The 18,601-nt window shown below is 70.8% G+C and carries 19 protein-coding genes; 6 read left to right on the plus strand and 13 right to left on the minus strand.

Features of this window, described 5'->3' with window-relative positions:
- The first annotated feature begins 295 nt into the window (after positions 1-295).
- Positions 296-1,165 carry an IclR family transcriptional regulator C-terminal domain-containing protein gene (locus CEK66_RS01330; RefSeq protein ID WP_152235694.1) on the plus strand — a complete coding sequence of 290 codons (870 nt, stop codon included), beginning with the start codon at positions 296-298 and terminating at the stop codon, positions 1,163-1,165.
- Here the strand turns inward: CEK66_RS01330 and CEK66_RS01335 are convergent.
- On the minus strand, positions 1,059-2,363 hold the full coding sequence (locus tag CEK66_RS01335) for an MFS transporter (RefSeq protein ID WP_226978457.1): 1,305 nt from the start codon (positions 2,361-2,363) through the stop codon (positions 1,059-1,061). The genes CEK66_RS01330 and CEK66_RS01335 overlap by 107 nt on opposite strands.
- A gap of 105 nt (positions 2,364-2,468) precedes the next feature.
- Between CEK66_RS01335 and CEK66_RS01340 the strand changes: the two genes are divergently transcribed.
- Entirely contained in the window at positions 2,469-2,915 is a 447-nt protein-coding gene (locus CEK66_RS01340) for a helix-turn-helix domain-containing protein (protein ID WP_152235696.1), read from the plus strand.
- Positions 2,916-2,931: 16 nt separating this feature from the next.
- On the opposite strand, the gene pcaC is transcribed toward CEK66_RS01340, so the two are convergent.
- The 8 genes from pcaC to CEK66_RS01380 form a co-directional block, all read right to left on the minus strand.
- On the minus strand, positions 2,932-3,324 hold the full coding sequence (gene pcaC / locus CEK66_RS01345; protein ID WP_152235697.1) for a 4-carboxymuconolactone decarboxylase: 393 nt from the start codon (positions 3,322-3,324) through the stop codon (positions 2,932-2,934).
- 39 nt (positions 3,325-3,363) lie between these two features.
- Positions 3,364-4,143, minus strand: coding sequence for a 3-oxoadipate enol-lactonase (gene pcaD, locus CEK66_RS01350; RefSeq protein WP_152235698.1), 780 nt, complete (start codon positions 4,141-4,143; stop codon positions 3,364-3,366).
- Positions 4,144-4,255: 112 nt separating this feature from the next.
- Positions 4,256-5,608 carry a 3-carboxy-cis,cis-muconate cycloisomerase gene (locus CEK66_RS01355; protein ID WP_152235699.1) on the minus strand — a complete coding sequence of 451 codons (1,353 nt, stop codon included), beginning with the start codon at positions 5,606-5,608 and terminating at the stop codon, positions 4,256-4,258.
- A gap of 66 nt (positions 5,609-5,674) precedes the next feature.
- Positions 5,675-6,232, minus strand: coding sequence for a protocatechuate 3,4-dioxygenase subunit alpha (pcaG, locus tag CEK66_RS01360; RefSeq protein ID WP_152235700.1), 558 nt, complete (start codon positions 6,230-6,232; stop codon positions 5,675-5,677).
- Positions 6,233-6,236: 4 nt separating this feature from the next.
- Positions 6,237-6,956 carry a protocatechuate 3,4-dioxygenase subunit beta gene (gene pcaH, locus CEK66_RS01365; protein ID WP_017908147.1) on the minus strand — a complete coding sequence of 240 codons (720 nt, stop codon included), beginning with the start codon at positions 6,954-6,956 and terminating at the stop codon, positions 6,237-6,239.
- An 86-nt stretch (positions 6,957-7,042) separates the two neighbouring features.
- A complete protein-coding gene (pcaF, locus tag CEK66_RS01370; RefSeq protein WP_152235701.1) occupies positions 7,043-8,251 on the minus strand; it encodes a 3-oxoadipyl-CoA thiolase in 1,209 nt (402 codons plus the stop codon).
- Positions 8,248-8,919, minus strand: coding sequence for a 3-oxoacid CoA-transferase subunit B (locus CEK66_RS01375; RefSeq protein WP_017908145.1), 672 nt, complete (start codon positions 8,917-8,919; stop codon positions 8,248-8,250). The genes pcaF and CEK66_RS01375 overlap by 4 nt, the downstream gene beginning before the upstream one ends.
- Positions 8,907-9,596, minus strand: a complete 690-nt coding sequence (locus CEK66_RS01380) for a 3-oxoacid CoA-transferase subunit A (protein ID WP_017908144.1) — start codon at positions 9,594-9,596, stop codon at positions 8,907-8,909. The genes CEK66_RS01375 and CEK66_RS01380 overlap by 13 nt, the downstream gene beginning before the upstream one ends.
- A 327-nt stretch (positions 9,597-9,923) precedes the next feature.
- Here CEK66_RS01380 and CEK66_RS01385 point away from each other — a divergent pair, with 327 nt between their 5' ends.
- From CEK66_RS01385 to CEK66_RS01395, 3 genes are read left to right on the plus strand one after another with little or no spacing between them, the layout of a single operon-like run.
- Positions 9,924-11,000: an aromatic ring-hydroxylating dioxygenase subunit alpha gene (locus CEK66_RS01385; RefSeq protein WP_152235702.1), complete on the plus strand. Its 1,077-nt coding sequence runs from the start codon at positions 9,924-9,926 to the stop codon at positions 10,998-11,000.
- A gap of 29 nt (positions 11,001-11,029) precedes the next feature.
- Positions 11,030-11,779, plus strand: coding sequence for a GntR family transcriptional regulator (locus tag CEK66_RS01390; RefSeq protein WP_152235703.1), 750 nt, complete (start codon positions 11,030-11,032; stop codon positions 11,777-11,779).
- A 49-nt stretch (positions 11,780-11,828) separates the two neighbouring features.
- Entirely contained in the window at positions 11,829-12,812 is a 984-nt protein-coding gene (locus CEK66_RS01395) for a PDR/VanB family oxidoreductase (RefSeq protein ID WP_152235704.1), read from the plus strand.
- Between the two features lie 87 nt (positions 12,813-12,899).
- Here the strand turns inward: CEK66_RS01395 and CEK66_RS01400 are convergent, their stop codons facing one another.
- Both CEK66_RS01400 and pobA read right to left on the minus strand, forming a co-directional pair.
- Positions 12,900-13,388, minus strand: a complete 489-nt coding sequence (locus CEK66_RS01400; RefSeq protein WP_152235705.1) for a nuclear transport factor 2 family protein — start codon at positions 13,386-13,388, stop codon at positions 12,900-12,902.
- 449 nt (positions 13,389-13,837) lie between these two features.
- Complete coding sequence (gene pobA, locus CEK66_RS01405) at positions 13,838-15,016, minus strand: 4-hydroxybenzoate 3-monooxygenase (protein WP_152235706.1); 1,179 nt, start codon at positions 15,014-15,016, stop codon at positions 13,838-13,840.
- Positions 15,017-15,109: 93 nt separating this feature from the next.
- Between pobA and CEK66_RS01410 the strand changes: the two genes are divergently transcribed.
- Positions 15,110-16,009, plus strand: coding sequence for a helix-turn-helix domain-containing protein (locus CEK66_RS01410; RefSeq protein ID WP_152235707.1), 900 nt, complete (start codon positions 15,110-15,112; stop codon positions 16,007-16,009).
- Between the two features lie 303 nt (positions 16,010-16,312).
- Here CEK66_RS01410 and CEK66_RS01415 read toward each other — a convergent pair whose 3' ends face one another.
- Both CEK66_RS01415 and CEK66_RS01420 read right to left on the minus strand, forming a co-directional pair.
- The gene (locus tag CEK66_RS01415) at positions 16,313-17,782 is read right to left on the minus strand and encodes a benzaldehyde dehydrogenase (protein ID WP_148828155.1); all 1,470 of its coding nucleotides are present in this window, start codon (positions 17,780-17,782) and stop codon (positions 16,313-16,315) included.
- 37 nt (positions 17,783-17,819) lie between these two features.
- On the minus strand, positions 17,820-18,587 hold the full coding sequence (locus CEK66_RS01420; protein WP_152235708.1) for a coniferyl-alcohol dehydrogenase: 768 nt from the start codon (positions 18,585-18,587) through the stop codon (positions 17,820-17,822).
- Between the last annotated feature and the right edge of the window lie 14 nt (positions 18,588-18,601).

Consider the following 18,601-nt stretch of genomic DNA (forward strand, 5'->3'; position numbering starts at 1 on the left):
GCCGCGGCAGGGGCAGGATGCCCCTTCCGCGGATCCCCGTGATGGACGCGGACCCGGAGCGCGCAGCGCGGAGGGCGCGAGGCAGGGCGCGCTTTCTTTTGGTTACTTTTCTTTGCGCGAGCAAAGAAAAGTAACTCGCCCGTGAGGGCGAAAGCCTTTGCTTTCGCTTGAGATTTGCGTGTCGGACGAAAAAGAACCGCAGGAGCGGCTGCCGCCGCGCCCACCTGCTTCCGCGGCATCGACGCCCGCAGGCGCAGCCACTACCATCGGACGCATCGCCGCCGCCGCCGCTTCCATGTCCGAGTCCCCGCGTCCCCCTCGCGCACGCCGCACCGCGCGTGCCGTCACCGCCCCCACCCCGCCGGAGCGCGGCCTGGCCGCGGAGCTGATGCGGCGCATCGGCGAATGCGAAGGCGATCCGAACTTCATGACCTCGCTGGCACGCGGTCTGGCCGTGCTCAGCGCCTTCGGCCAGCACAGCCGCGACGTCAGCATGGCCCAGCTCAGCGCCGATACCGGCATTCCGCGCGCGGCGGTGCGGCGCGTGCTGTACACGCTGGAGAAGCTCGGCTACGCCGGCACCCACGGCCGCGGCTACGTGCTGCTGCCGCGCGCGCTGGGCATCGGCAGCGGCTACCTGTCCACCGCCGCGCTGTCGGTGGCGGCGCAGCCGGTGCTGGACGCGCTGCGCGACACCCTGCACGAGTCCTGCTCGCTGGGCGTGCTCGATGGCGACGACCTGCTGTACGTGGCGCGTGCGGAAACCGTGCGGATCATGTCGATCGGCCTGCGCGCCGGCAGCCGCCTGCCGGCGTACTGCACCTCAATGGGCCGGGTACTGCTGGCGGCGCAGCCGGGCGACACCTTGAACAGCTATCTGGAGCGCAATCCGCTGCGCCCGCGCACCGAACGCACCGTCACCGACCGCGCGCAGTTCCAGGCCCTGCTCGAGCGCGTGCAGCGCGACGGCTACGCGGTGGTGGACCAGGAACTGGAGATCGGCCTGCGCTCGGTGGCGGTGCCGGTGCGCAACCGCCAGGACCGCGTGGTCGCCGCGCTCAACGTCGGCAGCTCGGTGGCGCGGATGACCCTGGGCAGCCTGCAGAGCACGGTGCTGCCGGCGCTGCGGCATGCGGCGCAGCGCTTGAGCCGGGTGCTGGACTGAGCGCCGCGGGCGCCGCGCCGAGCCGCCGCGTCGCCCACCAGAACAGCAGCGCCAGCAGGCTGACCGCCGCCCCCAGGCGGCACACGCCGGTCCAACCCGCCTGGGCATAGGTCGCGGTCGTGCCGATCGCGCCCAGTCCGCTGCCCACCGCGTAGAACAGCATGTACAGGCCGATCAGCCGGCCGTGCGCGTGCGGCCGGCCGCGCAGGATCATGCTCTGGCTGGTGACGTGCAACGCCTGCCCGGCCAGGTCGAGCAGGACGATGCCGAGCAGCAGCGCGGCCAGCGAGTACGGCAGCCACGACAGCGGCCACCAGGCCAGCACCAGCACCACCAGCGCCGCGGCGCTGGTGCGCTGGGCATGGCCGCGATCGGCCCAGTGTCCGGCCCGTGCGGCCGCCAGCGCACCGACCGCGCCGACCAGACCGAAGGCGCCGATGGCGGTGTGCGAGAACGCGTACGGCGGTGCGCGCAACGGCAGCACCAACGCGCTCCAGAAGATGTTGAACGCCGCGAACATCAACAGCGCCAGCACGCCGCGCACCTGCAACACACGCTCCTGCCGCAGCAGCGTCAGCATGGACGCGATCAGGCGCAGATAGCGCAGTGGCTGCGGCGGCACCGGGAGCGCCGGCAACCAGCGCCACAGCGGCAGCGCGAGCGCCAGCATCAGCGCCGCGGCCCCGCCATAGACCGCGCGCCAGCCGGCTAGGTCGCTGACGCCGCCGGCGAACACCCGCGCCAGCAACAGGCCGATGAACACACCGCCCTGCGCCGCACCGACCACCCGCCCCTGCTCCTGCGGCGCCGCGGCGCTGGCGGCGTAGGCGATCAGGCCCTGGGTCATCGCCGTGCCCAGCATGCCGACGGCGAGCATGCCGGCCAGCAACACCGGCGCCGACCGCGCCACGCTCACCACGACCAGCGCCGCGACCAGTCCCAGCGCCTGCGCAGCCATCAGACGCCGACGCTCCACCAGGTCGCCCAGCGGCACCAGCAACAGCAGGGCCAGCGCGCAGCCGACCTGGGCGGCGCTGACCACGCCGCCCACCGCTGCCGGGCCGATGCGGAAATCCGCTGCCAGCGTATCCAGCAGCGGCTGCGCGTAATAGACGTTGGCCACGCTCAGGCCGCTGGCAATGGCGAACAGCCAGACCAGACGACGCGGCATGGAGGGCACCGCGGTGACGGAGTGCATGATCGAAGACTCGCCCATTCCAGTTTCAAAACGAAACTTGTTTCAGGCTAGGCCGATAGGTTTTAAAATGCAACCACTGCCGCCGAGCGCCGACCGGAAACGCCGATGCCGTCCCGCCCTGCCCTGCCCGCGTCGCCCTGCCCGGTGGCGCGCAGCGCCGACCTGATCGGCGACCGCTGGTCGCTGCTGATCGTGCGCGATGCCTTCGATGGCGTGCGCCGCTTCGGCGACTTCCAGCGCAGCCTGGGCATGGCCCGCAACATCCTGGCCGACCGTCTGCGCAAGCTGGTCGAGGCCGGCATCCTGGAGACGCGCGAGGCGTCGGACGGCAGCGCCTACCGCGAGTACGCGCTGAGCGCCAAGGGCGAGGACCTGTTCGCGGTGGTGCTGGCGCTGCGGCAGTGGGGCGAACGGCATCTGTTCGACCAAGGCGAGCGCCACTCGGTGCTGATCGACACGCGCAGCGGCAAGCCGGTCGCGCGCATGCAGCCGCGCGCCGCCGATGGCACGCGGCTGAGCCCTGCGGTCACCGAAGTGCGCAAGGTGCGCTGAGCGCGCGCGGCGCGCGCTATGCGCCGCCCTCGGCGGCCTGCTCGGCCAGGATCGGCGCGGCCAGGGCGAAGGCGTGGTTGGCCGCGGGCACGCCGCAATAGATCGCCGCCTGCAGCAGCACTTCCTTGATCTCGTCGGCGCTGACGCCGTTGTTGCGCGCGGCGCGCACGTGCAGCTTGAACTCTTCGTCGTGGCCGCGCGCCACCATCATCGCCAGGGTCAGCAGCGAGCGCGTGTGCCGCGGCAGGCCCTCGCGGGTCCATACCGTGCCCCAGGCGGTGCGGGTGATGAATTCCTGGAATTCCTCGGTGAACGGCGTGCGCGCGGCCAGCGAGCGATCGACGTGGGCATCGCCGAGCACCGCGCGGCGCACCTGCAGGCCGGCGGCGTAGCGTTCGTTCTCGTCCATCGGGGCGACTCCTGAAACGTGGGGAAAAGCGGGCGCTGACTACTGCAGCAGGAAGCGCAGCAGCGCATCGTTGAAGGCGTGCGGCGACTCGACGTTGCACAGGTGGCGGCCGTGCACCTCGGCCTCCTCGCCCTGCGCCACCTGCGCGGCGATGGCCTGCAGATCGGCTGGCGGACACACCGGATCGTCGTGCCCGGCCACGGCCAGCACCGGCACACGGATCTCGCCCAGGCGCGCGCGGAAGTCGGCCTCGGCCAGCGCCTGGCAGCAGCCGATGTAGGCCTGCGCATCGGTGGCGCGGAAGCTGTCCAGGATCGCCTCGACGGTCGCCGGCTGCGCCTCGGCGAAGGCCGGGGTGAACCAGCGCGTGCGGGTGCCTTCGCACAGCGGCGCCAGGCCCTCGGCGCGCACTTGCTCGATGCGCGCCTGCCAGCTCTCGGCGCTGCCGATTTTGGCCGCGGTGGCGCACAGGGTGAGGCTGAGCAGGCGCTCGCCCGCGTGCAGGCCCAGCCACTGCCCGGTCAGCCCGCCGATCGACAGGCCGCAGAAATGGCTGCGCTCGATCGACAGCGCATCCCAAAGCGCCACCACGTCGCCGCCGAGGTCGGCGATGGCATAGGGCGCCGGCGGGGTGGTGGAGGCGCCATGGCCGCGACGGTCGTAGCGCAGCACGCGGAAGTGCGGCGACAGCGCGGCGATCTGCGCGTCCCACATGTGCAGGTCGGTGCCGAGCGAGTTGCACAGGGTCAGCCACGGACGGCCTTCGCTGCCGTCGATGCGGTAATGCAGACGATGCGTGGGCAGGTCGAGGATCGGCATGGGCGGCGCTCGCAGGGAAAGTGGAAGGGGCCGTCGCGGCATGGAACCGCGCGGCACCGGCAAGTCTAGAACGTGGCGCCGACGCTGCGGCAGACAGGCACGGCGCGACGGCTCACGCGCGCACCTGCGCGGCGAGCACGCGCTCGATCCACACCGCGGCCATGCCGCGCCAGCTGTCGCTGGCGAACAGCGCATCCAGATCCGCCGGCGCCAGCACCGCGGTCACCTGCGGCTCCTCGGCCAGCACCGCGCGCAGGTGCTGCTGCGTGGCCAGCGCGCGGCGCACCGCGGTTTCCACCAGCGCGTGCGCGGCGGCCTTGCCCAGATGCGCGGCCAGGGTCACCGCCACCGCCTCGGCGTAGAGCAGGCCGCCATGGCTGTCCAGATGCGCGGCCATGCGCGTACGGTCCAGTTCCAGGCCCTCGACCAGCACCCGCACCTGCGCCAGGCTGCCGGCGCTCAGGCGCACCAGTTCCGGCAAGGTTTCCCATTCGGCATGCCAGCCGCCGACCGCGCGCTCGTGTTCCTGCGGCAGCGCCGCGAACAAGGTCGCCAGCAGGCCGGGCGCGCGCGTGGCGGCGGCGATCGCGACCACGCAGCCGACCGGATTGCGCTTGTGCGGCATCGCCGAGGAGCCGCCCTTGCCCGCCGCCGCCGGTTCGAACGCCTCGGCCACTTCCGACTGCATCAGCAAGGCGACGTCGCGGCCAATCTTGCCGAGGCTGCCAGCCAGCAGCGCGAACGCCGCGCCGATCTCACCGATCCGGTCGCGCGCCGCGTGCCAGGGCAGCGCCGGCAGCGGCAGCCGCAATTCCTCGGCCAACGCCTCGGCCACGGCCAGGCCCTGCGACTGCAGCGCAGCCAGGGTGCCGGCGGCACCGCCGAACTGCAGCACCAGCGCATCCTCGCGCAGCGCCTGCAGGCGTCGGCGGCTGCGCTGCAGCGCGTCCAGCCAACCCGCGGCCTTCAGCCCGAAGGTCACCGGCACCGCCTGCTGCAACAGGGTGCGCCCGGGCAGCCCGGTGTCGCGCTCGCGCTGCGCCAACGCCGCCAGCGCCGTGCACAGCGCGTCCAGTTGCGCTTCCACATGGTCGAGCGCGGCGCGCAGCTGCAGCACCGTGCCGCTGTCGATGATGTCCTGACTGGTCGCGCCCCAGTGCACCCAGCGCGCGGCGTCTTCATTGACGGCGGCGACCTGCGCGGTGAGCGCCTTGACCAAGGGGATCGCCGGATTGCCGGCCAGCGCGGTGACGGCGGCGAGCGCCGGCAGGTCGTAGCGCGCGGCATCGCAGGCGGCGGCGATCGGCGCCGCTGCGTCGGCCGGGATCACGCCGCAGCGTGCCTGCGCGCGCGCCAGCGCCGCTTCCACGTCGAGCATGGCCTGCAGGCGCGCGCGGTCGTCGAACAGCGCATCGACGGCCGGATCGCCGAACAGCGGACGCAACAGGGACTCGGAGACGCTCATCGGTTCGTAGGCGGTGGAAAGATCATGCAGCGTAACCGCTGCGGCCTGTGCGGGATGTCGCTGCGCTCAGTAGCGGAAGAACACGGTCTCGTGCTCGCCCTGCATGCGCACGTCCCACTGGTAGCGGTTGGGCGCCTGCGGTTGCGCGACCAGGGTCGCGCGGCGCTCGGCCGGCACCTGCGCCAGGATCGCGTCGCCATCCAGGTTGTCGTCGCCGAAGTACAGCCGGGTCGGCGCGGCGCGCAGCAGGCCGCGCATGAACACCAGCACCACCAGGTGCGGTGCCTGCAGACCCTTGGGCCCGGCGACGCACCCGGGCTTGACCGTGCGGAAGGCGAAGCGGCCCTGCGCGTCGGTCGGTACCCGGCCCCAACCGTGGAAGGCGGGATCGTGTTCGCCGCGGCGCGGATCGGCGGCATGGTCGTAGATGCCGGCGGCATCGGCCTGCCAGATCTCCAGCAGCGCATCGCCGACCGGTGCGCCGTTGCCGTCGAACACGCTGCCCACGATCTCCACGTGGGTACCCTGCGCCTGCGCCGGCGCGATCTCGGTGCGGTACAGCGGTTCCAGCCCGATCCGGTAATAGGGGCCGACCGTCTGCGAAGGGGTTGCCTGGAAACTCATCGCCTCACTCCCAAGGGGTCTGCTTGCGTCCGCGCAGGACGATGTCGAAACGGTAGCCCAGCGCGAACTCGTTGGCGGTGGTCTCCCAGTCGAACGCGGAGACCATGCGCTCGCGTGCCTTGGGGTCCTCCACGCAGTTGAAGATCGGGTCGAACGCCAGCAGCGGGTCGCCGGGGAAATACATCTGGGTGACCAGGCGCTGGCCGATGCCGTCGCCGTGCAGCGAGAAATGGATGTGCGCCGGGCGCCAGGCGTTGTAGTGGTTGCGCCACGGATAGGCGCCGGGCTTGATGGTGGTGAAGCGGTAGCGGCCGTGGTCGTCGGTCAGCACCTGGCCGGTGCCGGTGAAGTTGGGATCCAGCGGCGCGTCGTGCTGGTCGCCGGCGTGCAGGTAGCGGCCGGCGGCGTTGCACTGCCACACCTCGACCACGCTGTTGCGCACCGGCTTGCCGTTCTCGTCGAGCAGGCGCCCGCTGACGATGATGCGCTCACCCAGCGGCGCGCCGGGGAAGCCGGCGGTGAGATCGGCGGCGTGTTCGCCCAGGGTGGTGCGGTCCAGGGTCGGGCCGGTCGCTTCGGACAGGGTCAGCGGGATCGCGATCGGATCGCGGGTCGGGCCGCGCGCGCCGGTGGAGGCGTAGGGCGGGTGCAGGTAGGCCGGCTGCGTCCCGGGGTACGGGCGGCGATAGCCGAGCAGGGGATCGATGGGGGTGTCGTCGCGCATCGTGCGGTCTCGCTGGCTCCGCGCGGAGCCGGTTGGCTGGAAGAATGATGCAGGCGTATGCGGCGCAGCGTCGATGGGGCGAGCGGCTACAGCCGCTCGATCGCCAGCGCCACGCCCTGGCCGACGCCGATGCACATGGTCGCCAGACCGCGGCGACCACCGCTGGCCTCGAGCTGGCGCAGCAGGGTCAGGGCGAGGCGCGCGCCGCTCATGCCCAGCGGATGACCGAGCGCGATCGCGCCGCCGTTGGCGTTGACGTGTGCGGCATCGTCGGCGACGCCGAGTTCGCGCAGGCAGGCCAGGCCCTGCGCGGCAAACGCCTCGTTGAGTTCGATCGCATCGAAGTCGCCGATGGACAGCCCCAGCCGCGCCAGCAGCTTGCGCGTGGCCGGCACCGGGCCGATGCCCATGTAGGCCGGCTCCACGCCGGCACTGGCGAAGCCCAGCACGCGTGCACGCGGGGTCAGGCCCAGCGCCTGCACCTGCGCGGCGCTGGCCAGCAGCAGCGCGGCGGCGCCGTCGTTGATGCCCGAGGCATTGCCGGCGGTGACCGTGCCGGGCTGGCGGAAGATCGGCTTGAGCCTGGCCAGCGCCTCGAGTGTGGTGTCGGCGCGCGGATGCTCGTCGACACCGACCTCGATGGTCTCGCCGCGCTTCCTTCCCGGGGCGGTCACCGGCACGATCTCGCCGTCGAAGAAACCGGCGGCCTGCGCGGCCGCGGTGCGCTGCTGGCTGCGCAGGGCGAAGGCGTCCTGGTCCTCGCGCGAGATGCCGTAGCGTGCGGCCACGTTCTCGGCGGTCTCGCCCATCAGCTCCACGCCATACAGTTGCTGCAGCTTCGGATTGACGAAGCGCCAGCCCATGGTGGTGTCTTCGAGCTGCTGGTTGCGGGCGAAGGCGCTGTCGGCCTTGCCCATCACCCACGGCGCGCGCGACATCGACTCGACGCCGCCGGCGATGGCCAGGCCCAGCTCGCCGGCGCGGATGCCGCGCGCGACGGTGCCGATGGCATCCAGGCCAGAGCCGCACAGGCGGTTGACCGTGCTGCCCGGCACGCCGAACGGCAGGCCCGCCAGCAGCAGGCTCATGCGCGCGACGTTGCGGTTGTCCTCGCCGGCCTGGTTGGCGCAGCCCAGGTAGACGTCGTCGAGTTGCGCCGGATCCAGCTGCGGCTGCCGCGCCAGCAGCGCCTGCAGCGGCACCGCGCCGAGGTCGTCCGCGCGCACCCCGGCCAGGGCGCCGCCGTAGCGGCCGATCGGCGTGCGAACGCCGTCGATGATGTAGGCCTCGTTCATGCCGCCTCCGTGGAATCGGCCAGGGTCAGCGCCAGCCCGGTGGCCTGGCGCAGGTCGTCCAGGCTCACGCCTTCGACCAGTTCGAGCACGCGCGCGCCGTCCGGCCCCAGCGCGAACACGCCCAGGTCGGTGTATACCCGCGAGACGCAGCGCAGTCCGGTCAACGGATAGCTGCAGGCGTTCACCAGCTTGGGCTCGCCGCGCTTGGTCAGCAGCTCCATCATCACGTAGACCTGCTTGGCGCCGATCGCCAGATCCATCGCGCCGCCGACCGCAGGGATGGCATCGGCCGCGCCGGTGCTCCAGTTGGCCAGGTCGCCATGCACCGACACCTGGAACGCGCCGAGCACGCACACGTCCAAGCGCCCGCTGCGCATCATCGCGAACGAGTCGGCGTGGTGGAAATAGCAGCCGCCGGTCAGCAGCGTCACCGGCTGCTTGCCGGCGTTGATCAGGTCCAGGTCCTCCTGCCCCGGCGGCGGCGCCGGCCCCATGCCGAGCAGGCCGTTCTCGCTGTGCAGGAAGATCTCCTTGTCCGCCGGCAGGAAGTTGGCCACCGCGGTCGGCAGGCCGATGCCCAGGTTGACGTAGGCGCCCTCGGGGATGTCGCGCGCCACCCGCGCAGCCAGCGCGTTGCGGTCGATGCCGCGCCCGTTCAATGCGTGCATGCGCCCTCCTGTGCGGTGGCCACCGCCACCACGCGTTGCACGAAGATGCCCGGCGTCACCACCGCTTCCGGGTCCAGTGCGCCGAGTTCCACCACTTGCTCCACCTGCACGATCGCGCAGGTCGCGGCCATCGCCATCAGCGGGCCGAAGTTGCGCGCGGTCTTGCGGTACACCAGGTTGCCCCAGCGGTCGCCGTGGTGCGCCTTGATCAGCGCGAAATCGGCGCGGATCGGATACTCCAGCACGTAGTGGCGGCCATCGATCTCGCGGGTCTCCTTGCCGGCGGCCAGCTCGGTGCCGTAGCCGGTCGGGGTGAAGATCGCACCCAGGCCGTTGCCGGCCGCGTGGATGCGCGCGGCCAGGTTGCCCTGCGGCACCAGCTCCAGTTCCAGCTCGCCGGCGCGGTAGGCCGCGTCGAAGTGCTGCGAGTCGCTCTGCCGCGGGAACGAGCACACAATCTTGCGCACGCGCTTGTGCTTGATCAGCGCGGCCAGCCCGGTCTCGCCGTTGCCGGCGTTGTTGTTGACGATGGTCAGCTCGCGCGCGCCCTGCGCGATCAGTGCATCGATCAGCGCATCGGGCATGCCCGCAGTACCGAAGCCGCCGATCATCACCGTGGCGCCATCGTGGATGTCGGCCACTGCGTCGGCGCACGAAGCCAGGGTCTTGTCGATCATCGGCGCCGCTCCGCCGTCGCCGGCCAGGGGCACAGCGCACAGGGGCGCAGGCGCATTACGGGGTCTGCCACGACATCCTCCTCCAGGTCGCTTCGGGAGGCCACGTTAGGCCCGCTCCGGCGGGCGGTCAATCCGATTATCGGATGCATAGTTCGATAAACGAACAATTTAACGCCATGGCAACGGCGTGCCGGTCCCGCCCTGTTGTATACATTCCGCCGTCGCCCCGCATCGGGCGACGGCGCGATGGCATTGCGCATTCGCCATCGGCCCGCAACACGCAAGGATCTTCCCCAGCCTGTTGTATACACAATCGAGGTCGCCGCCATGCAGTCGTCCGCTCCGGCATTTCCGCTCAATGCCTGGTACGCCATCGCCTGGGATCACGAGGTCAAGCACGCGCTGCTGCCGCGCAAGGTGTGCAATCTGGACATCGTGCTGTACCGCACCAGCAGCGGCCGCGTCGCCGCGCTCGAGGACGCCTGCTGGCATCGGCTGGTGCCGCTGTCGATGGGCCGGCTGCGCGGCGACGACGTGGTCTGTGGCTATCACGGCCTGGTCTACGACACGAACGGGCGCTGCGTGCACATGCCCTCGCAGGACACGATCAACCCGTCCGCCTGCGTGCGCCGCTTCCCCACCGTGGAACGGCACCGCTACGTCTGGGTGTGGCCGGGCGATGCGGCGCTGGCCGACCCCGCACTGGTGCCGGACCTGCACTGGAACGACGACCCGGCCTGGGCCGGCGATGGCCGCACCATCCACGTCAAGTGCGACTACCGGCTGGTGCTGGACAACCTGATGGACCTGACCCACGAGACCTTCGTGCACGGCTCCAGCATCGGCCAGGACGAGGTCGCCGAGGCGCCGTTCGACGTGGTCCATGGCGAACGCAGCACGGTGGTCTCGCGCTGGATGCTGGACATCGACCCGCCGCCGTTCTGGGCCTGGCAGATCGAACATGCGCACGGCTACCGCGGCAAGGTCGACCGCTGGCAGATCATCCGCTTCGAGGCGCCCTGCACCATCGCCATCGATGTGGGCGTGGCGGTGGCCGGCAGCGGCGCGCCGCAGGGCGACCGCTCGCGCGGGGTCAACGGCTACGTGCTCAACACCATCACCCCGGAAACCGATCGCACGTGCCACTACTTCTGGGCATTCGCGCGCAACCATTCGTTGCACGAGCAGTCGATCACCACGCGCCTGCGCGACGGCGTCAGCGGTGTGTTCGGCGAGGACGAGCTGATCCTGGAAGCGCAGCAGCGCGCCATCGACGCGCATCCGGACCACGTGTTCTACAACCTCAACGTCGATGCCGGCGGCATGTGGGCGCGGCGGCTGATCGAGCGCATGGTCGCCGCCGAGCAGCGCAACCAGGACCTGCAGCTGCGCATGGTCGGATGAACCGCCGCCAGGATCCCGGAGCCACCGCCATGTCCGCCGCGCATCCGTTCCGCTCCAGTGCCGCGCAGACCACCCGCGCCCTGCTCGAAGTGCGCGAGCTGATCCTGGCCGGCGCCCTGCCCGCCGGCGAGCGCCTGTCCGAGGTCGCGCTGGTGGAGCGCCTGGGCGTCTCGCGCACGCCGGTGCGCGCCGCCCTGCAGCGACTAGCCGAGGAAGGCCTGGTGCAGCCGCTGCGTGGCGGCGGCTACGCGGTGCAGGCGTTCGACGAGGCCGATGTGGACGACGCCATCGAACTGCGCGGCACCCTGGAAGGGCTGGCCGCGCGCCGCGCGGCCGAGCGCGGTGCCGAGCCGGCCTTGCTGGCGCGGGCGCAGGCGTTGCTGGCGCAGATCGACGCCGTCCTGGCGGCGCGACCGCTGAGCGAGGAGGCCTTCGCCCGCTATGTCGATTGCAACGCGCAATGGCATGCCCTGTTGTTCGAGATGGCCGGCAGTGCGCTGCTCTCACGCGAGTTCGCGCGCGTCGCGCAGTTGCCGTTCGCCTCGCCGAGCAGCTTCGTGCTCGAACGCGGCCAGGCCGCCACCGTGCTGTCGATCGCGCAGGACCAGCACCGTCAGGTGCTGGACGCGATCGTGCGCCGCGAAGGCGCGCGCGCCGAAGCGCTGATGCGCGAACACGCGCGGCTGGCGCAACGCAACGCCCACCACGCCCTGCACGACCAGAACACGCTGGGCCAGATCCCCGGCAGCCGCCTGCTGCGGCGCCGCCCACCCACCTGATCGCGGCGCACAGACGCCCGTCTCCCCTTCCCGCCTGCCGGACCCCGCCATGCGCAAAGACACCCAGTGGACCACCGCCCGCGTCGTCGCCGTCGCCACGCCGTGCCAGGACGTGCGCGAGATCGTCCTCGATCCCGGTCGCGCCAGCCGCTCCTTTAGCGTGGGCAGCCACCTCGACGTGCGCGTGCGCATCGGCGAGGCCTGGCACGAGCGCTCCTACTCGCTGGTCGGCGAACCCGCCGCAGACGGCCACTACCGCATCGCGGTGCGCGCGGTGCCAGGCAGCCGCGGCGGGTCGCGCGCGATGTGGACGCTGGCGCCAGGCGACCAACTGGAGATTTCCTCTCCCAACAACCACTTCGCGCTGGACGAGACCGCCGAGCACATCGTGCTGGTCGCCGGCGGCATCGGCATCACCCCGATCCTGGGCATGGCGCAACGGCTGGCGCGCGGACACATCCCGTTCCAACTGCTCTACGCCGGCCGCAGCCGCGCCAGCATGGCCTACCTGGAGCATCTGCAGGATCTGCTGGGCGAGCGCCTGCAGTTGTTCTGCCCGGAGCATCTGGGCCAGCTCGAGCTGGCCGCGCGGATCGCGCAGTGGCCGCGCAACGCCGACGTCTACGCCTGCGGCCCGCTGCCGCTGCTGGACGAACTGCGGCAGCGCTGGCGCGACGACGGCCGCGCGCGTGCGCGCCTGCATTTCGAGACCTTCGGCAACAGCGGCAACGCACCGGCGCAGCCGTTCGTGGTGCAGGTACCGGCGCTGGGCAAGACCGTGCAGGTCGCCGAGAACGAGTCGCTGCTGGATGCGCTGAGCGCGGCCGGCGTGGAAGTCATGGCCGACTGCCGCCGCGGCGAATGCGGCCTGTGCGTGGTCGAGGTGCTGGACGCGGCCGCGCCGCTGGACCACCGCGACGTGTTCCTCAGCGACGAACAGCGCCACAGCAACCGCAAGCTGTGCGCCTGCGTCTCGCGCGCGCTCGGCGGCAGCGTCAGCATCGACACCGGCTACCGCGCCGACGCGTTCTGACGCCTGCGCGCATTCCCCTCGCAGCGCGCAGGCGCCGTCCACGCGGGTGGACGGCGCCTGCCAGCGATCAACGCGCGCGACGCGACCTCACTTGGTCGCCGCGTCCCAATGCTCCTGGATCTTGCCGTTCTGGATGCGGAACATGTCGAACCAGGTGGTGGTGTAGGTCTTGCTGGCGTCCTTGGGATCGGGCAGCGTGCGCACCGACACCAGGGTCACGTAGTCGCCCTCGGCCAGGATCGCCACCAGCGGCAACTGCACGCGCGGCCGGATCGGCGTCGGCTTGACGAAGGAGGTCAGGAACGCCAGGAACGCATCGCGGCCGTTGGCCACGTTCGGGTTGTGCTGGATGTAATCCTTGGCCATGTACATCGGCGCATATTCGGTGTGCCCGGCTTCGAACACGATGCGCCAGAAGTCGTAGACCAGGCGCTTGTTGGCGGTGGTGCGCCAGTCCTCGCCGTGCAGCAGCTGCGCGTGGTTGGGATTGGCGGTGACCGCGGTCTGCGCGAACGCGGACGCGACCGGGAGCGCAAGCAGCAGCGCCAGCAGACAGGCCTGAAAACGGATCTTCATGGAAGACTCTCCGATGGGGGAACAGGGGGAATGCGCAGTGCCGCTGCGCTACCGCGATGCGCGGCAACGTCGGCACCGGCGCGGCTGCAGCGTAGCAACGCGCCGTGCCTGCGCGAGGCAGTAAATCGCGAAAAGCACGCGGATTTACCGGCTTTTTTCCTGGTCTGGGAGAATCGCCACAGTTACCTCGATATCAGAAATGGCGCGGTAACACGCACCTGAAGGTGCGCATGCAGTGCATGGCGCCGCGATGTGTTGGCGCTCTGCACCCTCATCCATCGGCGCGCCTGATCGCCGTCATCGATCGCAATGACCGACGGCTCTTCTGTCGAGAGTGGGAATTCGGAATTCGGGATTGAAAGAAAGCGGAGAAAGGACACCATCGACGTGCGCAGGGGAACCGGGACGCGGCTTTACGAATCCCCAATCCCGACTCCCCAATCCCCCCGCTAAAGCGCCAACGGCAATCCCGCGTAATTCTCGGCAATGGTCGCGCGTCCGGCGGCACTGCCGAGCAGGTAGTCCAGTTCTGCATCGTGCAGGCGCCGGCTGAACGCGTCCTCGTCCGGGAAGCGATGCAGCATCGTGGTCATCCACCAGGAAAAGCGCTCGGCCTTCCACACGCGCTGCAGGGCCAGTTCCGAATAGCGCTGCAGCGGCGCGTCGCTGCGCTCCTGCTGCGCCTGCGCGAACAGGTGAGCGAGCAGGCCGACATCGCCGGCCGCCAGGTTCAACCCCTTGGCGCCGGTCGGCGGCACGATGTGCGCGGCATCCCCTGCGAGGAACAGGCGGCCGTACTGCATCGGTTCGGCGACGTAACTGCGCAGCGGCGCGATGCTCTTCTCCAGCGACGGACCGGTGACCATCGCCTGCGCCACGTCGTCGGGCAGACGCCGGCGCAGTTCGTCCCAGAAGCGATCGTCCGACCAGTCCTCCACCCGCTCGTCCGCCGGCACCTGCACGTAGTAGCGGGTGCGGGTGGGAGAACGCATGCTGCACAGCGCGAAACCACGCGCATTGCGCGCATAGATCAGTTCGTCGGCCACCGGCGGAGTGTCGGCCAGCACGCCCAGCCAGCCGAACGGATAGATCCGCTCGTACACACGCAGCACCTCGGCCGGGATCGCGCGGCGGCTGACCCCGTGGAAGCCGTCGCAGCCGACCACGTAGTCGCAATCCAGGCGCTGCGTGACGCCATCCTGCACGAAGCTCAGCCACGGCTGCAGCCCGGCGATGTCGTGCAACTGCACATCCTCGACGGAATAGAGGGTGGCGGCGCCGGCGGCGCGGCGTGCGTCCATCAGGTCGCGGGTCACTTCGGTCTGGCCGTAGACGGTGACCGCACGGCCACCGGTCGCCGCGCTCAGTTCGATGCGTTCGCGGCGCTGCTCCAGCGCCAGCTCGAAGCCATGGTGGACGATGCCTTCGCGCTGCATGCGCGCGCCGGCACCGGCGGCGCACAGCAGGTCGGCGGTGCCCTGCTCCAGCACACCGGCACGGATCCGCGACAGCACGTGTTCCGACGTCTGCCGCTCGACGATGACGGTGTCGATGCCGTGGCCGTGCAGCAACTGCCCGAGCAGCAGCCCGGCCGGGCCGGCGCCGACGATGGCGACCTGGGTACGCATACGTCCTCCGAAGAATGGGACAGACCCACAGTGTTCCGGTTGCGGCGTGCCGAGGACATGGATCATCGCGACCGATTCCGGTACTTTTCGCCGATGCCCCGCACTGCCTCCGCCGCTGTCGCATCGCCCGCCGTGGTCCCGGCCTTCCGCCTGTACGGCGAGACCGGCGACAGAGGAACATCGGACCTGTTGCACTGGGAATCCATCGCCGCGCGCAGCCGCCTGCACGACTGGCACATCCGCCCGCACCGCCACGGCGATCTGCTGCAACTGCTGTATCTGCAACGCGGCAGTGCCGGCCTGCACTTGGACGGAACGCAGCAGCGCCTGCGCGGGCCATGCATGCTGCTGTTGCCGCCGCTGTGCGTGCACGGCTTCCGTTTCCAGCGCAACGTGCGCGGCCATGTCGTGACCGTGTCGGCGCCGCTGCGGCAGCGCCTGGCGGCGCAATGGCCGAATCTGGACGAAGCGCTGGCGCGGCCGCTGTGCCTGCCCGCCGGCGATCAGCAAGCGATGCTGGACGCCTGCTTCGCCGCCATCGCCGCCGAACACACACAGCACCGCCCCGGCCGCGAGCCGATGCTGCAGGCGCTGGTCACGCAGGCCTTGCTGTGGGCGGCGCGCGGCGCGCTGGCGGATGCCCATCGCGATCCGCACGATGCCGACCGCGGCGCGCGCCACGTGCGCGCCTATAGCGCGCTGATCGACGCGCATTACCGGGAACATTGGCCCCTGGCCCGCTATGCCGACCGGCTCGGGCTGAGCCGCAGCCATCTCAACGCGCTGTGCCGGCGCCTGGCCGGCGCCTCGGCGTTGGAGTTGCTGCAGCGGCGGATCATGCTCGAAGCGCGACGCAGCCTGGTCTACACCACCTTGACCGTGCAGCAGCTCGCGGAAGTCCTGGGCTATGCCGATGCGGCGTATTTCAGCCGCTGCTTCCGCCGGCATGCGGGATGTTCGCCGATCCAGTTCCGGCAGCGCGCGCAGGGGTGACACGACCCGCAGCCAGTACGGAGATCGCGGTGCGGTCGCTTTACTGTGGGAGGGACTTCAGTCCCGACGCGTGATCGATGATCGACCAGTCCCGCTTCGTTCGTCGCGGCTGAGATGGCGAGTCACCGCAGAAGCGTCGGGACTGAAGTCCCTCCCACAATGCAGTGTCGGCGCCGGTGCCGGTGCCAGGGCCCTATTGGCCGCACGTAGCTCAACACGCACGCAACGGAACAATCATCTCTCCCGCAATCAATGCATCCACGAGCACAGCCGGGCGCCACATCGACGCCCGGCGACTTGTCCTCAGAACGGATACTGCGGCGCGCTGTCCTGGATCGTCACCCACTGCCAGTGCGTGTACTGGCCCCAGTCGGCCGGGCCGCCCATGCTGGTGCCGTTGCCGGAGGCGCCGGTGCCGCCGAAGGGATTGGTGACTTCGTCGGCCACGGTCTGGTCGTTGATGTGCAGCAGGCCGGTGTGCAGGCGCTCGCCCAACGCCATCGCGCGACCGACCGACGCCGACAGGATGCCGGCCGACAGGCCGTACTCGGTCTGGTTGGCCAGCGCCACCGCCTCGTCGTCGCTGTCGAAGGCGATGACGTTGGCGACCGGGCCGAACACTTCCTCCTCGAACGCCGGCATGCCCGGCTGCACGTTCGACAGCACCGTGGCCGCATAGAACAGCCCCTCGTGGGTGCCGCCGGCCTCGACCACGGCGCCCGCCGCCACCGAGGCATCGACCACGTCCTTGACGTGCTGCAGCTGGCGCTGGTCGATGATCGGACCGAGTGCCACGTGTGCGGTGGCCGGGTCGCCAACCGGCAGGTGCCGTGCCTTCTCCGCCAGGCGCCGGGTCAGTTCGGCGGCGATGCTGCGCTGGACCAGCACGCGGCCGGTGGCCATGCAGATCTGGCCCTGGTGGAAGTACGCGCCGAAGGCGATCGCCGACACCGCCTTGTCCAGGTCGGCATCGTCGAGCACGATCAACGAGTTCTTGCCGCCCAGTTCCAGCGCGGTCTTCTTCAGGTGCTTGCCGGCCAGCTCGCCGATGCGGCGGCCGGCGGCAGTGGAACCGGTGAACGCGATCATCGGCACGCCCGGCGCTTCGACCAGCGCCTGGCCGGCATCCGCGCCGCCTGGCAGCACGTGCAGCAGGCCCTTCGGCAGGCCGGCCTGCTGCAGCACCTCGGCGATGACGAAACCGCCGGCGTACGGCGTACGCGGATCCGGCTTGAGCACCACCGCGTTGCCCACCGCCAACGCCGGCGCCACCGAACGCAGCGACAGCACCAGCGGGAAGTTGAACGGCGAGATCACCCCGACCACGCCCAGCGGCAGGCGTCGCGCCAGGCTCAGCCGGCCCGGCGCGGTCGGCAGCACCTGGCCCTGCGCCTGCAGCGGCATCGCCGCGGCCTGCTGCAGCAGCACGATCGCCTCGCGCACCTCGTGCTCGCCCTTGGGCAGGATGCCGCCGGTCTCGCGGGCGATCAGCGCTGCGGCCGCGGCCGCATGCTGCTGCAATACCTGCGCGGCGCGATGGAACACGGCCGCGCGCTCGCGCGGCGGCGTGGCCGCCCAGGCGCGTTGCGCGTCGCGCGCCTGGGCTACCGCCGCGGCCACGTCGGCGGCATTGGCCTGGCCTACGCGGTGCAGCGGCGTGCCGCTGCCCGGTTCGATCACCTCAAGGACGCCGCCCTGGGCGGCGACCCACTCGCCGTTGAAGATGCGCTCGCTCCAGGTGGATGCGGCGGCCAGGGGTTCGGTGCTGTGCATGCTGTGTACTCTCGTGGAAAGAGGAAGAAAGAGTGGTTCAGAGGGCGGTGGCGGCCAGGCCGCCATCCACCGGCAGGTTGACGCCGTTGATCCAGCGCGCCGCATCGGAGGCGAGGAACACCACCGCTTCGGCGACCTCGTCGGCATAGGCCGGGCGCTTCATCTTGCCGGCATCGGCCTGGACCCGCTCGGGCCCGAGCATGGTGACGAAATCGCCCAGGATCGGCGTGAACACCGGACCGGGCGCGACGCTGTTGACCCGCACCGAATGCGCGGCGAACCAGTCGCGCGAGCGCAGCAGCGTCCACACGATCAGCGCTTCCTTGAAGTACTGGTAGCAGGTCGCCTGCGGCACCGGATGCGCCGCCAGCCAGTCGCTGCCGGCGGCGTAGCTGTCGGCGGCGGCCAGCTGCTTGTGCAGGTCCAGCCGCTGCGGCCACTCGGCGCCGAGGATGGAGGCGATGTTGATGATGCTGCCGCCGGGCACGATGCGCGGCAGCAACGCCTGGCTGAGGTGGCGCAGGCCCAGGTAGTTGACCTTCGCCACCACGTCCACCGGCGCGGTGCCGGGCACGCCGGCGATGTTGGCCAGCGCATCGATGCGCTCGGGCAGCTGCGCCACCAGCGCGTCGATCGAGGCCGGGTCGCCCAGATCGGCCTGGTGGAAGCCGTGCAGGGTCATGTTGACCGGCTGGCGGTCGATGCCGATCACGGTGGCGCCGTGGAAGCGCGCCAGGCGCGCGACCTCGGCGCCGATGCCGGAGGCCACGCCGGTGACGAGGATTGTCTTGTTGTGCAGGTTCATGGCAGCGCGTGTCC

It is taken from the genome of Xanthomonas sp. LMG 12460 (assembly GCF_009192895.1).
Classification (GTDB): Bacteria; Pseudomonadota; Gammaproteobacteria; order Xanthomonadales; family Xanthomonadaceae; genus Xanthomonas_A; species Xanthomonas_A sontii.

Coding starts and splice junctions, on each gene's coding strand:
- CEK66_RS01330 (WP_152235694.1), top strand. CDS start 296: ATGTCCGAGTCCCCGCGTCCCCCTCGCGCACGCCGCACCGCGCGTGCC.
- CEK66_RS01335 (WP_226978457.1), bottom strand. CDS start 2,363: ATGCACTCCGTCACCGCGGTGCCCTCCATGCCGCGTCGTCTGGTCTGG.
- CEK66_RS01340 (WP_152235696.1), top strand. CDS start 2,469: ATGCCGTCCCGCCCTGCCCTGCCCGCGTCGCCCTGCCCGGTGGCGCGC.
- pcaC (WP_152235697.1), bottom strand. CDS start 3,324: ATGGACGAGAACGAACGCTACGCCGCCGGCCTGCAGGTGCGCCGCGCG.
- pcaD (WP_152235698.1), bottom strand. CDS start 4,143: ATGCCGATCCTCGACCTGCCCACGCATCGTCTGCATTACCGCATCGAC.
- CEK66_RS01355 (WP_152235699.1), bottom strand. CDS start 5,608: ATGAGCGTCTCCGAGTCCCTGTTGCGTCCGCTGTTCGGCGATCCGGCC.
- pcaG (WP_152235700.1), bottom strand. CDS start 6,232: ATGAGTTTCCAGGCAACCCCTTCGCAGACGGTCGGCCCCTATTACCGG.
- pcaH (WP_017908147.1), bottom strand. CDS start 6,956: ATGCGCGACGACACCCCCATCGATCCCCTGCTCGGCTATCGCCGCCCG.
- pcaF (WP_152235701.1), bottom strand. CDS start 8,251: ATGAACGAGGCCTACATCATCGACGGCGTTCGCACGCCGATCGGCCGC.
- CEK66_RS01375 (WP_017908145.1), bottom strand. CDS start 8,919: ATGCACGCATTGAACGGGCGCGGCATCGACCGCAACGCGCTGGCTGCG.
- CEK66_RS01380 (WP_017908144.1), bottom strand. CDS start 9,596: ATGATCGACAAGACCCTGGCTTCGTGCGCCGACGCAGTGGCCGACATC.
- CEK66_RS01385 (WP_152235702.1), top strand. CDS start 9,924: ATGCAGTCGTCCGCTCCGGCATTTCCGCTCAATGCCTGGTACGCCATC.
- CEK66_RS01390 (WP_152235703.1), top strand. CDS start 11,030: ATGTCCGCCGCGCATCCGTTCCGCTCCAGTGCCGCGCAGACCACCCGC.
- CEK66_RS01395 (WP_152235704.1), top strand. CDS start 11,829: ATGCGCAAAGACACCCAGTGGACCACCGCCCGCGTCGTCGCCGTCGCC.
- CEK66_RS01400 (WP_152235705.1), bottom strand. CDS start 13,388: ATGAAGATCCGTTTTCAGGCCTGTCTGCTGGCGCTGCTGCTTGCGCTC.
- pobA (WP_152235706.1), bottom strand. CDS start 15,016: ATGCGTACCCAGGTCGCCATCGTCGGCGCCGGCCCGGCCGGGCTGCTG.
- CEK66_RS01410 (WP_152235707.1), top strand. CDS start 15,110: ATGCCCCGCACTGCCTCCGCCGCTGTCGCATCGCCCGCCGTGGTCCCG.
- CEK66_RS01415 (WP_148828155.1), bottom strand. CDS start 17,782: ATGCACAGCACCGAACCCCTGGCCGCCGCATCCACCTGGAGCGAGCGC.
- CEK66_RS01420 (WP_152235708.1), bottom strand. CDS start 18,587: ATGAACCTGCACAACAAGACAATCCTCGTCACCGGCGTGGCCTCCGGC.